The sequence below is a fragment of the Paraburkholderia sp. 2C genome (assembly GCF_054589215.1).
Genome location: NZ_BAAILL010000036.1, coordinates 805942 through 819040, shown reverse-complemented (window position 1 = coordinate 819040; position 13099 = coordinate 805942). Strand labels below are relative to the sequence as shown.

Below are 13099 nucleotides of genomic sequence, written 5' to 3'. Positions count from 1 at the left end.
GTCGAGCGAACCATGTGCGGAGTCGGCCATCCGGGTCTGTTTTGAATGATTTCTTTGAACTTTGCTATGACGCCAGTTAGATTTGTTCTCAGTTACACCGCCGTCCCGCTGGTTGCAATCGTGGCCGTTGTTGTCTGGATGAAGTCCCATACGGCGGCGGAAATCGACGCACGACAGTACGCGTCGTTCTCGGCCTCCTATACGAGTTTTCCACCGAACCTCAGGCGTGATGTCGCAGACGCAATGAAATCGGGGAAGATTAGCAAGTCGGACTATGCCTCGCTTGTCCGTGAGTCGCTCGATGATGGAGTGGTACTCGACTGGTCGAACGGAGGCGTTCTGGACATCGCTCGCGAACGGGCGAGACTGGCCGGCCTCATCAAGGATGACCGGCCCTAAGGCTCGGTGCACCGCCACGAAGGGCGCTTCCTTGCCTATCACGTGAGTTCTGGCTGGAGCTTGTATGCCCGAGTCGCCGAGTGATAAGCGTCGTCGGCCGATCGCTCTGTGCGGAACCGGGCGAACGTGGAATTCACCGGCAACCTGCGCCATGCCTCCGATTGCTCCGCGCATCTACTGCCGCATGCGGCAACCGGCCGGGAAGGTCGCCCTTCAAGAAGCGCAACCATGCCGCGGCCACGAGAACCGGTTGGCGGCCCGGATAAGCGGTCGCAGGTGTGCCACGGCGTCTTCGCTGGACTAAAAGGCAAGTCACAGAGCGAATCGTGCAATGACTCGTGCGAGCAATACGGCGGCAGCGCTTTATCCAGAACAGGCGGTATGAAAATGACTGTCCAGTATCTCAAAAAGACGCCATGGATATCGAGCACGCCGCTGAATGACAATTAGCGGTCGATATAAAATATCTTCAGAAAGGCACAAACTATACTGATTGAGGCGGTCAGTCATCGCGATTCAATCGGGGAGCGTGGCTTTATGAATTGAACGTCATGTGCTTTTTTCAAAGCCATGAAAGAACGCGCAACTGTTTTGACGTGTCGCCGGAGCGGCGAAGCGTCAGCTAACGGGCAGAGACGCGGTAATGCGCGGGCGATATGCCGATCACCCGCTTGAATGCATTGCTGAATGCACTTTCGGAGCCGTAGCCGAGCTGGCCAGCGAGTGCCGACAAGGTCGCGTCGCTGTTTCGCAGCGCGTGCTGCGCGAGCAGCATGCGCCACTGCGTCAGATAGGCCAGAACGGGTACACCGGAGACGGCTTTGAAATGGAGTGCAAAGCCCGTCCTCGACATGCCCGCCGCCTTCGCGAGTTCGTGCAGCTTCCATTGTCTGCCGGGGGTGCCGTGCATCAGTGCAACCGCGGCCGCGAGGCGCTTGTCGCCTGCGGCGCGCAGCCATCCGCAGGGTGCCGGGTCGGTTGCTTCCAGCCACGTTCGCAACGTCTGCATGAACAGCAACTGCGCGAGCTGATTGGAGATCAGCGTGACGCCTGGTCGCCAGTCGGTGCGCTCCTGCACGATCTGATCGAGCAGCCAACGAAGCTTCGCCGCGTATCGGGAGTCCGCACGGATGTGAATCAATGGCGGCAGCAGGTGGCAGATCAGGTCGCTACAGGTGCGGTCCACACGCACGTGGCCACCCACCTGAACGCACTCGCCGCCTTTGCCTATTACTGCAGTCCGGTTACCGGGGCTGCCCGAGAATGCAGTGCTGGCATCGATCGGCGTTGCGCGCGAATCATTGCCCAACATGAAAGAACGCGGTCTGGAAATCAGGAACACGTCGCCTTCCAGCACTTCGAGCGGCTTCTCGTCGCCGTCGATGTGAAGCCAGCAAGTGCCTTTCGTCAGGGCGAAGAACTTCAGATGATCGGGCTTCGGAAATCGAATGGCCCATGCTCCGCCTGCGGAGAATCCACCCGATACGGTAAGCCTTGCTTCAATCAACTTGAGAAAATCGGAAAGCGGATCGAATTCCATGAATGGAAAGGTAATACGTAATTCGAACTTTAACGGGCGAGACTATCTCAACCAGGTAAACGAAAAGCAAGTAGATCACACAATTCGCTTCGCGAGACGACACGCTCGCTTCGCATCGGGTTAAAGACCGACTGCTTGATCATTATCGGAAGTCGTTAGCAGTGGAAATTTTTTTGCCTGATACGGTGGTTTCCGATTGAGCCAATCGGCTGCGTAGAAAGCGTCCCTATGCATTTTAGCGCGCAAGGAGGTTGCGTTGAATGCGCCATCGTTCAGCTTTTTCTATCGATCGTTCAAATCTCCGCTTTACGGTATGCGTGCCTCGATTGGCTTGCGACAGGCACGACGCATGCACTTGGGACGATCGTCACAGGCCAGCACGCGTCGCTAGTGAAGAGCCTTTCAGCGCCGCTGAAGTCCGAATGCCTGCCGTCGAACCTTCAACGCATGAAAAGGAGCAAGCCGATGCCAGACCTGGCAAACCATCAACGCAGGGAATTTCTTGTCAAGGCCACGGCCGCTGCAAGCGTGCTCGCGGCTCCCGCGCTGGCAAGCGCGGCATCCCCCGCTAATTCGCAAGGAGAAACGTCGATGAGTCAAAGCAACCGTGCACGCCAGATCTATAAGCCCGAATTTCGTTTCGGCCTCGGTGGCGTACCGCTTGGCAACGAATTCAACAAAGTAACCGACGACGACGCACAGGCCACGATAGAGGCCGCGTGGAATGCGGGAGTGCGTTACTTCGACATGGCGCCGTGGTACGGGCTCGGCCTCGCCGAGCGACGGTTCGGCCATTTCCTGCATAACAGGAACCGCAACGAGTATCTGCTGTCGACGAAGGTGGGCAAGCTGCTCAAAGCGTCGAAGCACAACCAGCATCAGAAGCTGTTTCCGCTATCGGACTCGCCGAACGACGTGGTCTATGACTACTCGGCCGATGGCGTGCGCCGTTCGATCGAAGACAGCTTGCAGCGGCTTGGCGTGGACAGTATCGACGTGGTGTTTGTGCACGACATTTCGCCCGATTTCCCGTACTTCCCCACGTCATGGGAAGAGCAGTTCGCGATCGCGCAGCGCGGTGCGTTCCCGGCTTTGTCGCGCATGCGCGAGGAGGGCATCATCAAGGCGTGGGGCATCGGCGTGAACCGACCGGAGCCCATTCTGCGCGTGCTTCGTGTTGCGGACCCGGACGTTTGCCTGTGCGCATCGCAGTATTCGCTCATCGATCACTCGAACGCGGTGCGACAGGTTTTCCCGGCGGTGCGTGAGCACAACGTTTCGCTCGTGATCGGTTCGTCGTTGAACGCGGGGTTTATCTCGGGCAGTCCGCGGTACAACTACGGCCATGACAATTACAGAATTCCGCCCGCGTACATCGACAAGCGGGAACGTCTGCGCGCGGTTGCGGCGAAGCACGGCGTCGACCTGCGCACGGCGGCGCTGCAGTTCTCGTCGGCGGCCGATGTGGCGGTCGCCTTGGTGGTGGGCGCGAGCAGCCACCAGCAGATACTCGAAGACTACAACTCGATGCAGGCGAAAGTGCCGGCCGAGTTCTGGCAGGAATTGAGGTCCTCCGGACTGATCGAGTCATCCGCCACCACGCCGGCCTGAACGGCTCCCCGCGTAACGGACCATGCGGCGCGCCGGACGCGTGCGTCGTAACAGGCGAGATCGGACGATCGCCGCGCGAACCGCCGCCGTGCCGGCCGCGCGGCAGTGCTTGCCTGTTTGCGTCGGCCGCGCGGCCTGTCGCGGTCCTCTTCAATTTTGATTAGTGAGTGCACGAATCATGCGCTTTTTCCTTCGATCTTCATTCGCGCTGTTCATTGTTGCGGGCGTTCATGCGGTAGCGGCCGCTCAGACGGCGAGGGCGGAGCAGACCGCTTCGCTCGCCGGCAGCGGCGAGCCTTTCCTCACGTTGCCGCGTGCGTACAACACCTCCGACAGCATGGCGCGTATGCCCGACGGCCGGATCATCCTCGCGGTGCCGAACTATAACAATCTGACGTTGCGCGAGCAGGGCCGTGCGTCGGAAGAAGCGCCGGCGCGGCTCGCTATCGTCGACCCGATACGCAAGACCGTGCAGGACTGGTATCGATTCCGGCCCGAAGACCTGAGCCCTGCCACCGGCAAGGTCGCGCCGATGGGCGTCGCATTCGGTCCGGACGGCAACCTGTACTACGTGGACCGCCAAACACCGTACCGAAGCGGCGCCTATAGCCGTATCGGCCGCATCGTCGTGCACGATGGCATGCCCGTGCGCAACGAGGTCGTTGTCGAGGGCGGTATCGGCACCAACGACCTTGCGTGGCAGCGCAACCGTCTCTACGTGACCGATGCGGCCATCCGGCCGGGCTCCGACACGAGGAACACGGTGAGCGGCGTGTTCATGTTCACGCTCGACGAACTGCAGCATGGTCCTGTGCGAATCAAGCGGGACCCGGCCCGGGAGGGCGCGCATGACCCGCATCTGATCGCGACTTTCGTCTCGAACGGCAAAGCGAAGACCGGCGCGGACGGTATCGTGTTCGACGATGCGGGCAACCTTTACATCGGTGTCAATGAAGAGGGGACGATTTTCCGGATCACCCTGGATGCGAACGGGCGGCCCGCAGGCAAGCCCGTTCTGTTCGCGCGCGCGCCCGATCTGCTATCGACGGACGGCATGGCATTCGACGCGAGCCGGCAACGGCTGTATGTCGCCGACTTTCTCGGCAACGCGGTGCATGCAGTCGATATGGACGGCAACGTGACGACACTGCAAAGGAACGGCGACGCCGACAGCACCACGGGCAAGCTCGACATGCCGTGCGCGCTGCTGCTGATCGGCGACCGCCTGATCGTTTCCAACATGGACTACGTGTCCGCGGCGCCGGGTCGCGCAGTCAATGTGACGCTCAACCGCGATCACGCGCTGACTGTGCTGAAGGTCGCGCAGTAGCGTTCCGGAACGGGGGCGCGCAATCGCTGCGCGCCAGGCGCGGCTCGTTCGCCGCGATGGATTGCCTCAGGTTCGACAAAAGGTGAATCATGGTTCGAGCAGATTGGCGGGCGCTTCGCGCGCTTGTGTGGATGTTGGCCGCCTACGTAGCCGCCGCGACCGGCGCGAGCGCAGCGTGTGGGCCCGGTCACGCGGCGGTACCGGTGACAGTGACAAAGTCCGCATACGGTGTGACGAAAGGCGGCGAGGCCGTCGACCAATACACATTCGCGAACCGCCATGGCATGGTGTTGAAGGTGATGACCTATGGCGGCATCGTGACCGCGCTCGATGTACCGGACCGGAACGGCAGATCGCGGGACATCGTATTGGGCTTCGACTCGCTCGCCGATTACGAGCAACGCAACGACAAGCTCTATTTCGGCGCACTGGTTGGCCGCTACGCGAACCGGATCGGCGGTGACCGTGTGCCGATCGACGGCCGCGAGTATCGATTGCCCGCCAACGAAGGCGAAAACACGGTGCATGGTGGCCCGCATGGTTTCGATACGAAGGTATGGATGGCGAAGGACACCCGCAGCGACGCGCATGGCGCAAGCGTTACGTTCGAGTACGTGAGCAAGGACGGCGAGAACGGCTTTCCGGGCGAGCTGACAGTCGATGTGACCTATACGCTGACGGCTCGCAACGAGGTGCGCATCGACTATCGCGCGAAAACGGATCGCGATACCGTCGTGAATCTGACCAACCATACGTACTTCAATCTCGATGGACAAGGCAGCGGCAGTGTCGAGCCGCAAACCGTCGAGATCGCGGCGTCGCATTACACGCCGATAGATGCTCAGCTGATTCCGACCGGCGAGATCGCGAGCGTGGCCGGCACCGTGATGGATCTGCGCCAGCCGGTGGCGATCGGCGCGCGTATTCGCTCTGCCGCGAAGCAACTCGGATACGGCCGCGGTTACGACATCAACTATGTGCTAGACAACGGCGGCCGGCCAACGCCTGTGTTTGCGGCGCGCGCGTACGACCCGAAATCGGGCCGCGTGCTTGAAATCGATAGCACGCAGCCGGGCTTGCAGTTCTATACGGGCAATGCGCTGCAGGGACGCGTGCCGGGCAAGGGTGGCGTGCTTTACAGGCAGACGGATGGGTTTGCGCTCGAGCCTGAGCATTTTCCCGACTCGCCGCACCGCCCGGCGTTTCCGAATACGCTGCTCACGCCCGCAGCACCGCTGCATGAGGTGACGATCTGGCGCTTTCGCACGCGATAGTCAAACCCGTCTCACGTCATGCACGGGCTGTGCGGCCGACCGTACGCGGTTCGCGCAGTTCAGTTGCCGCTACGGGTGCAGGTTGCCGTGCCGGTATCGCCGTCTTTGAATTTCGACTCGAAGTACTCGCCTTTGAAGCGGATCGGCGTCTTCTGATCGATCTTGCCGAGCAGCACACCATGGTCGTTCTTGTCCGATGCGGACTGGAAATTGAGCGCAATCGTATCTCCGTCGACAATCGCTTCCCCCGTATACGCGAGCTGGTCGCCGAGGTAAGCCGCTTCGCTAAAGCCGCGCGTATTCGTGCCGTGGTGGCGGTTCGGTCTGAATTCGTGGGTCTCGCGAAAGTCTCCGAGGTTTTCATCGTGACCGACGCAGCTATAGGTGCCGCTGATATCGGTAGGGACCGCGCGCGCTTGCGCCGCGCTGGCGAGCAAGGCGACGGAGACGGCGTACGACAGCGTACGGTGTAGCTTCAGGCGCTTTGCATCGCGTCCGTCGCGATGTTCGCGCGCGACGGACGGCACCTGCGATGCTGCATCGGCAATGTGCTTTTTCATGTCTATCTCCAGGTGGCGGGTCATCGAATTGAAAAGACGGTGAAGCTTCACAGTGCGAAGGCAGATCGTGCCGTTGGCCGATTGTGATTCGCGACTGGATTCGTTTCGTGTATTCAACTGCGCCGTCGATATTGAGGGCGCCGACCCGTTCGGTAACGGGAATTCAGAAGAATCAGCGCGCCTGGCGAAGATCGCGGCATCTTTTAATCGGCTTCCTTGCAAGTAATTATTTTTTTGCCGCTTTAAAGCGATTTTTTTGATTGATCGAGGCAATGTTTAATACATGAAAAAAGAATCGTCTTTAGAATTTGTATTAAATGAAGTGGCGCACACAGTTCGATGAACGAATAATCGTGCTAAACGTGCCGAAGATTCGAAATAGTTCAATCATTGAGCCGGATATGAATGACAGGTGTGCTGGACGGCAAATACAGGCGAGTCATCGCGGCGGTGCGATGCGCCGCATGACGGCGGTGGTCGAAGCGATGCCCGATCGTATCGATGACGCAAGGCGCGATGCAGCGATCGTGCGGGCCGTTTCTTCGTAGTCGCGTTTCGCCGTTGCTCAACCCGCCGCGTCGTCGATGCGGTTTGTCGGATGCAATTGCCCTATGCAAGAAGACTTTATTTCTTCAACGCCGCTGACGATCGGCATCGAACTCGAGGTGCAGGTCGTCAGCACGCACAACTTCGCGTTGTCTCCGCAAGCGCAGGATCTGCTGCGGCAGACGGATGGGAGCCGCAGGGTCGGCGCAATCAAGCCCGAGACGGGACGCAGCATGATCGAGCTGTGTACGGGCGTTTGCGGCAACTACGCGCAGGCGTCCGCCCAACTGATGGACTTGCGCGACGAACTGGTCGATGCGGCCGATTTCCTCGGGATAGCGGTCTGCGGTGGGGGGACCAACCCGTTCCACTACTGGTTCGACGAACGCCCGAATGGCAGCGAACGTTCCGCCTACCTGATGGGCGTTTATGAGTACCTCTACCAGCAATTCACGATCTTCGGGCAGCACGTGCATATCGGGTGCCCGGACGGCGATACGGCATTGCGGCTGCTGCATTCGCTGTCGGCCTATGTGCACCACTTTATCGCGCTGGCCGCGAGTTCGCCGTTTTCGCAGGAGCACGACACGGGCTATGCATGTTCGCGTCTGAATAACGTCGCGCCGTTTCCGCTCTCGGGGCATGCGCCGTTTTGTCTCACATGGCGCGAGTTCTGCGATTACATGAAGCGCATGAAGGCGACGGGCATGGCCGCGACGCTGAAAGACTTCTACTGGGATATTCGTCCAAGCCCTGGCTACGGCACGGTCGAAGTACGCGTGATGGACACGCCGCTCACCATTGAGCTGGCTGCCAGCATCGGCGCGTATATCCAATGTCTCGCGTCGCTTTTCTTCAACGAGGCCGCCGTGCCGCTTGCGGAATCGAACTACGAGATTTACGCGGTAAATCGCTTTTCGGCGTGCCGCCACGGCCTCGACGGGATGGCGATCGACTTGCGGACCGGCCGGCGCAGCACGATTCGCGATGAGATTCTCATGACCCTGGAAAGTCTCATGCCGCACGCGGTGTCGTTGGGCGCACAGCCCGCGCTCGCGTATCTGATGGATGGACTTGCGCGCACGAGCGCGGTCGCATGGATGCGAGAAATTCACAGCGAAAGCCAGTCGCTCGAAGAAGTCGTGCGTCAGCAATGCAGCTTGTGGCGCAGCCCGGGATCGATATTGAACGCGTCGGTCTGACGACCCTGGGCGAGGCAAGCCCGCCGGGCGCGGGCCGGGCTGCCGGCGGCAAGGTCACGCGAGCCTGCGTGATGCAGCGCCACCGCAGTGAACGCGTGCAACGAACGTCAACAGAGGATTTCGCCACCATGTTTCATTTGTTTATCGCGACTGTCATCGGCACCTCGATCGAGTACTACGACTTCTTTATCTACGGCACGGCAACGGCGCTCGTTTTCGGCCAGCTGTTCTTTCCGCCGGGCGCATCGTCGGTGCAATCGTTGGCGGCTGCATCGACGTTCGCGCTCGCATTCTTTGCGAGGCCGTTGGGCGCAGTGCTGTTCGGCCACTTCGGCGACCGCGTCGGGCGCAAATCGACGCTGACCGCAACGCTGCTGACGATGGGCCTGTCGACCATCGCAATCGGCGTGCTGCCCGGTTATCAAAGAGCCGGCATGATTGCACCGCTGCTGTTGTGCCTCGTGCGCTTCGGGCAGGGGCTGGGTATCGGTGGGGAGTGGGGCGGCGCGGCGCTCTTTGCCACCGAATACGCGCCGCGGCATCGACGCGTATGGTTCGGCATGTTTCCGCAGCTCGGGCCGTCCATCGGCTTCCTGCTCGCGAACGGCATGTTCTTTCTGCTTTTCAGCGTACTGTCCGATGCGCAATTCCACGACTGGGGCTGGCGCGTCCCGTTTATCGCGAGCGCGGTCTTGTTGCTGATGGGGTTGTACGTGCGACTCAAACTCGCCGAAACGCCCGCATTCGTGCGCTTGAGCCTGTCCGGCGCGCAGCGGCGTATCCCGTTCGCCGAACTCGTGCAGCGGCATGGCAGGCAACTGATCGTCGGCGCGCTCGCGATCGTGCCCAGCTACGCATGCTTCTCGATTGCGTCGGTGTTCGCGCTCGACTTCGGCGTGCGCGTCAGCCACATCCCGCGGATGCGGTTCGTCGAGCTTTTGTGCATCGCAATCTTCGCGGCGGCCGCAACGACGATACTGTCCGCCGCGCTGGCGCAGCGCTTCGGCAGCCGGCGCATTCTGTTCGCCGGCTCCATGCTGTGTATCGTGTGCGGCCTCGTGCTCGCGCCGCTGCTCGGCGCGGGCACGACGGCGCGCGCGCTGCTCTTTCTAGTCATCGCATTCGGCACGATGGGGATGACGTTCGGTCCGATGGGGGCGGTGCTCGCGGGGTTGTTCCCTGTCGACGTCCGGTATACCGGCGCATCCGCGGCCTACCACCTGGGCGGCGTGCTGGGCGCGTCGCTTACGCCGTACGCCGCGGAGCTATTGCTCGCGCGTGGCGGACTGCCGTGGGTCGGGCTTTTCGTTTCGACCGCGGGTTGTATCGCCAGTATCGCGGCGTTGCTCACGACCGACGCGTCGATGCAAGACGGCAAATGGCAGGACACCCGACAGCCCGCGTATTCAAGGCCAAAAGCGGGCTCCGACTGACCGGCGTCGGTATCGCTTCGCGCACCGGTCAAGGGGACAACCCGCTATTGCGCCGACTCCACGAGCGTATCTCCGATCGGCCCGCACGAGGGCCATCCGGCGACGCGCGTGGTTTTTTCACTCGTCGTGGCGTTGGCGTCGAACATCGTTTTCGCTGACTACGCCCTGCTTGCCGCCAAAATGCTCGAGCACGAAACGGGTAAGCGCGACGACCTCCGCGTCGGAGTAACGGTTGGCAAAACCGGGCATGGTCGCGCCCGCTTCGCCGACGCGAATGCGGGTGCCGTGCAGGATGACCTGCACGACGTTGCGGCCATCGATATCGTTGACGGCCGAGCCGCCGGTCAGCGACGCATAGGGCGTTTGCCGTCCATTGCCGTTCCATGTGTGGCAGCCCGCGCAATCGCTGGAAAAAAGTTTCGCGCCGGGATCGGTGCGCAGGTCGGTGCCACGAACCGGCACGAGGTTAGTGGAATTCCGCGCGCCGTGCGGATTGAATTCCACCGTTGCGCGAGGATCGGTCTGCACGGGTGCGACGCTGCGCAGATACACGACGAGCGCGTGAATATCGCCTGCGCTCAAATATTGCAGGCTGTGTTCGACGACTTCGGCCATCGGGCCCGAAGCCGAACTGCGACCCGGCGCGTGTCCAGCCGAGAGATAAGCGGTGAGCTGCGCGTCGGTCCAGCGGCCAATGCCCGTCTGCGGGTCGGACGTGATGTTGCCGGCCCGCCATCCCTGCAGCGTCTCGCCGCTCAGCGCCCGTGCATGTTGCAGTCCGTAGCCTGCATTCCTCGGCGTATGGCACTCGCCACAATGACCGAGCGCGGTGGCGAGATAAGCGCCGCGATTGTGCTCGACACTGGCCGCATCGTCGATTTCCATGCGCCGGTTGCGGAAAAGCGCGAGCTTCCAGAGCGGCAGCGTCCAGCGCTGGTTGAACGGAAACGCGAGCGCGTTTGGCGTATTCGGTTGGCGCACCGGTTGCCGGCTGAACAGATAGGCCTTGATGGCAAGCACATCGTCGCGGCCGAGCGCCGTGAACGACGTGTATGGCATCGCGGGATAGAGCGTGTGCTGCGGCGATACGCCTTCTCGCACCGCGCGAACAAAGTCGTCATCGGACCAGTTGCCGATACCCGTTTGTTTGTCGGGCGTGATGTTCGCCGAGTACAAGGTGCCGAACGGAAGCCTGAATGGCACGCCGCCGGCGAGCGGCTTCCCGGAGGGCGCACTGTGGCAGGCAATGCAGTTGGCCGCGCGCGCGAGATACGCGCCGCGCGCGACCAGGTCGCGCATCGCCGCCGGCGCGCCCGACACCGGCGCCGCCGGTTCGTTGCCGGGCGGCCACAGCGCGAGCGCGGCGCCCCACGCAAGCACGAGCGCCATGCATGCGAGCGCCACGCGGGCGACGGTGCGCGAAGGCCGTCTGATCCGCCTCGTCATTCGCGTGGCTGCGCAGCGAGCAGCGCATGCGCCGCATGATGAATTGCCGCCTTGATTCTCCGGTATGTCGCGCAGCGGCAGATATTGCCGTTCATCGCCGCGTCGATATCGGTGTCGGTGGGAGCGGGGTTCTCGTGCAGCAGGGCGGTCGCCGTCATGATCTGGCCGGACTGGCAGTAGCCGCATTGCGCGACGTTCAATTGCACCCACGCCTGCTGCACGGCCTGACCGGTGCGTGTGCCGGCGACGCCTTCGATCGTCGTCACCGATTTTCCGGCCACGCGCGCGAGCGGCAACTGGCACGAGCGCACCGCGATGCCGTCGAGATGAACGGTGCACGCGCCGCACATCGCCATGCCGCAGCCGAACTTCGTTCCGCTCAGGCCGAGGTCGTCCCGCAGAAACCAGAGCAGCGGCATCTGCGAGTCGCCGGTGAAACGTGTGGGCGTCCGGTTGACCTCGAACTCGAGCGTATCGGTGATTGCGTTGACGGGTTCCATGGCGTGTCTTTGACCATCAAGTCGTCGAAACCGGTGCCGGCGGCGCGATGCCGAGCGGAAGCCGGAGCGTCGGGCGCGGTCGCCCAAGGCGCGCGAGCGCGCCCGCGACGGCGGGAGCAATCATCGGCACGCCGAGTTCGCCGACCCCGGTTGGCCGCTCCTGCGACGGCATCACGATCACCTCGACTTCCGGCATCTCGTCGTGCCTCAGTACGCGGTAGTCGTGGAAGTTCGACTGCACGACACGGCCGTCGCGCAGCGCGATCTGTCCGAAGAGCGCGACGCCGAGACCGTAGCCGGTACCGCCTTCGATCTGCGCGCGGATCACGTCGGGGTTGACGGCCATCCCGCAGTCGATGGCGCACCAGACCTTGTGCACACGCGGCACGGCGTCTTGACCGATCGATACTTCTGCGATCTGCGCGACGCTCGTGTGGAATGCGCGGCCCACGGCGACGCCCATCGCCCGGCCGTCCTGGTTGCGCGCGCCGCCGCGCCAGTTCGCGGCACGCGCAACCTCGCGCAGCACCGCGGCTTCCTTCGGAGCGTTCCGAAGCAGCGCAAGACGTCCTTGCACCGCATCCTGTCCAAGGCTGTCGAGGATCTCATCGATAAACCGTTCGACCGCAAAGGCGGTGTGCGTGCTGCCGACCGAACGCAGCGACGACGTCGGGATGCGGTCCTGCACGATGTGCGCGTCGCAGAGAAAGTGGGAAACGTCGTAGAGCATGTTCGCCGCACCCTCCACCATCAACGCGTCTGCGCCACCGGGCATTCTTGAATTCAGCACACTATCGACGCCGAACGAGTGGCCGGCGATCGTGTTGTGCCACGCGGCGACACGGCCGTTCACGAGCGCCGCCCTCATCCGGTGGAGGATCATCGGGCGATACCAGCCGCCGCGGATATCGTCCTCGCGCGTCGATACGACCTTGACGCCGCGGCCCGGTCCGATGGCCTTCGCAGCCGCGGCCATGTCGGCTGCGAAGTCAGGGCCGAGCACGTCGTTGCCCAGATCGATGCGCCGGCCGAAGCTGCCGCCCGCGTATGTCGTCTCGATCTCGATGCACTCGGGCGGCAGCCCGAATAGCCGTGCGAGCTGCTGCTGGTCGAAGGTCGTCATCTGGCAGCCGTAACGCGCCCTGACACGGCGGCCGTCCCAGAACAGATAACCGCAGAGCGGTTCCATTGGCGCGTGCGCGACATACGGAAACGCGTATTCCGCCTCGATGACCCGGTCGGCTTGCGCGAAGGCGCG

General features: G+C 62.3%; 12 protein-coding genes. 7 read left to right on the top strand and 5 right to left on the bottom strand.

The window, feature by feature from the left end:
• Positions 1-66: 66 nt before the first annotated feature.
• On the top strand, positions 67-399 hold the full coding sequence (locus tag ACYPXD_RS16360) for a hypothetical protein (RefSeq protein WP_459713133.1): 333 nt from the start codon (positions 67-69) through the stop codon (positions 397-399).
• Between the two features lie 622 nt (positions 400-1021).
• Here the strand turns inward: ACYPXD_RS16360 and ACYPXD_RS16355 are convergent.
• The gene (locus ACYPXD_RS16355) at positions 1022-1939 is read right to left on the bottom strand and encodes an AraC family transcriptional regulator (RefSeq protein ID WP_459713131.1); all 918 of its coding nucleotides are present in this window, start codon (positions 1937-1939) and stop codon (positions 1022-1024) included.
• A gap of 591 nt (positions 1940-2530) precedes the next feature.
• On the opposite strand from ACYPXD_RS16355, the gene ACYPXD_RS16350 reads away from it, so the two are divergent.
• The 3 genes from ACYPXD_RS16350 (at position 2531) to ACYPXD_RS16340 (ending at position 6154) form a co-directional block, all read left to right on the top strand.
• The gene (locus ACYPXD_RS16350; protein WP_459713129.1) at positions 2531-3550 is read left to right on the top strand and encodes an aldo/keto reductase; all 1020 of its coding nucleotides are present in this window, start codon (positions 2531-2533) and stop codon (positions 3548-3550) included.
• Positions 3551-3728: 178 nt separating this feature from the next.
• A complete protein-coding gene (locus ACYPXD_RS16345) occupies positions 3729-4880 on the top strand; it encodes an SMP-30/gluconolactonase/LRE family protein (protein WP_459713127.1) in 1152 nt (383 codons plus the stop codon).
• 89 nt (positions 4881-4969) lie between these two features.
• The gene (locus ACYPXD_RS16340) at positions 4970-6154 is read left to right on the top strand and encodes an aldose epimerase family protein (protein WP_459713125.1); all 1185 of its coding nucleotides are present in this window, start codon (positions 4970-4972) and stop codon (positions 6152-6154) included.
• A gap of 59 nt (positions 6155-6213) precedes the next feature.
• On the opposite strand, the gene ACYPXD_RS16335 is transcribed toward ACYPXD_RS16340, so the two are convergent.
• Positions 6214-6714 carry a hypothetical protein gene (locus ACYPXD_RS16335; protein ID WP_459713123.1) on the bottom strand — a complete coding sequence of 167 codons (501 nt, stop codon included), beginning with the start codon at positions 6712-6714 and terminating at the stop codon, positions 6214-6216.
• Between the two features lie 317 nt (positions 6715-7031).
• On the opposite strand from ACYPXD_RS16335, the gene ACYPXD_RS16330 reads away from it, so the two are divergent.
• The 3 genes from ACYPXD_RS16330 to ACYPXD_RS16320 all read left to right on the top strand — a co-directional run bounded on the left by ACYPXD_RS16330 (position 7032) and on the right by ACYPXD_RS16320 (position 9895).
• Positions 7032-7262, top strand: a complete 231-nt coding sequence (locus ACYPXD_RS16330; RefSeq protein WP_459713121.1) for a hypothetical protein — start codon at positions 7032-7034, stop codon at positions 7260-7262.
• 63 nt (positions 7263-7325) lie between these two features.
• Complete coding sequence (locus ACYPXD_RS16325; RefSeq protein WP_459713119.1) at positions 7326-8462, top strand: YbdK family carboxylate-amine ligase; 1137 nt, start codon at positions 7326-7328, stop codon at positions 8460-8462.
• A gap of 71 nt (positions 8463-8533) precedes the next feature.
• Positions 8534-9895, top strand: coding sequence for an MFS transporter (locus ACYPXD_RS16320; RefSeq protein ID WP_459713377.1), 1362 nt, complete (start codon positions 8534-8536; stop codon positions 9893-9895).
• A gap of 117 nt (positions 9896-10012) precedes the next feature.
• Here ACYPXD_RS16320 and ACYPXD_RS16315 read toward each other — a convergent pair whose 3' ends face one another.
• The 3 genes from ACYPXD_RS16315 to ACYPXD_RS16305 form a co-directional block, all read right to left on the bottom strand.
• Positions 10013-11341 carry a c-type cytochrome gene (locus tag ACYPXD_RS16315; protein WP_459713117.1) on the bottom strand — a complete coding sequence of 443 codons (1329 nt, stop codon included), beginning with the start codon at positions 11339-11341 and terminating at the stop codon, positions 10013-10015.
• The gene (locus tag ACYPXD_RS16310) at positions 11338-11841 is read right to left on the bottom strand and encodes a (2Fe-2S)-binding protein (RefSeq protein WP_459713115.1); all 504 of its coding nucleotides are present in this window, start codon (positions 11839-11841) and stop codon (positions 11338-11340) included. The genes ACYPXD_RS16315 and ACYPXD_RS16310 overlap by 4 nt, the downstream gene beginning before the upstream one ends.
• Positions 11842-11857: 16 nt before the next feature.
• Positions 11858-13099, bottom strand: a 1242-nt coding sequence (locus ACYPXD_RS16305) for a xanthine dehydrogenase family protein molybdopterin-binding subunit (protein ID WP_459713113.1), incomplete at its 5' end; no start/stop codon positions are given.

What these genes read in the sequence shown, in the direction of transcription:
- ACYPXD_RS16320 (WP_459713377.1), top strand. Translation starts at nt 8,534, where the DNA reads ATGCAGCGCCACCGCAGTGAACGCGTGCAACGAACGTCAACAGAGGAT.
- ACYPXD_RS16360 (WP_459713133.1), top strand. Translation starts at nt 67, where the DNA reads ATGACGCCAGTTAGATTTGTTCTCAGTTACACCGCCGTCCCGCTGGTT.
- ACYPXD_RS16340 (WP_459713125.1), top strand. Translation starts at nt 4,970, where the DNA reads ATGGTTCGAGCAGATTGGCGGGCGCTTCGCGCGCTTGTGTGGATGTTG.
- ACYPXD_RS16335 (WP_459713123.1), bottom strand. Translation starts at nt 6,714, where the DNA reads ATGAAAAAGCACATTGCCGATGCAGCATCGCAGGTGCCGTCCGTCGCG.
- ACYPXD_RS16310 (WP_459713115.1), bottom strand. Translation starts at nt 11,841, where the DNA reads ATGGAACCCGTCAACGCAATCACCGATACGCTCGAGTTCGAGGTCAAC.
- ACYPXD_RS16350 (WP_459713129.1), top strand. Translation starts at nt 2,531, where the DNA reads ATGAGTCAAAGCAACCGTGCACGCCAGATCTATAAGCCCGAATTTCGT.
- ACYPXD_RS16355 (WP_459713131.1), bottom strand. Translation starts at nt 1,939, where the DNA reads ATGGAATTCGATCCGCTTTCCGATTTTCTCAAGTTGATTGAAGCAAGG.
- ACYPXD_RS16325 (WP_459713119.1), top strand. Translation starts at nt 7,326, where the DNA reads ATGCAAGAAGACTTTATTTCTTCAACGCCGCTGACGATCGGCATCGAA.
- ACYPXD_RS16330 (WP_459713121.1), top strand. Translation starts at nt 7,032, where the DNA reads ATGAAGTGGCGCACACAGTTCGATGAACGAATAATCGTGCTAAACGTG.
- ACYPXD_RS16345 (WP_459713127.1), top strand. Translation starts at nt 3,729, where the DNA reads ATGCGCTTTTTCCTTCGATCTTCATTCGCGCTGTTCATTGTTGCGGGC.
- ACYPXD_RS16315 (WP_459713117.1), bottom strand. Translation starts at nt 11,341, where the DNA reads ATGACGAGGCGGATCAGACGGCCTTCGCGCACCGTCGCCCGCGTGGCG.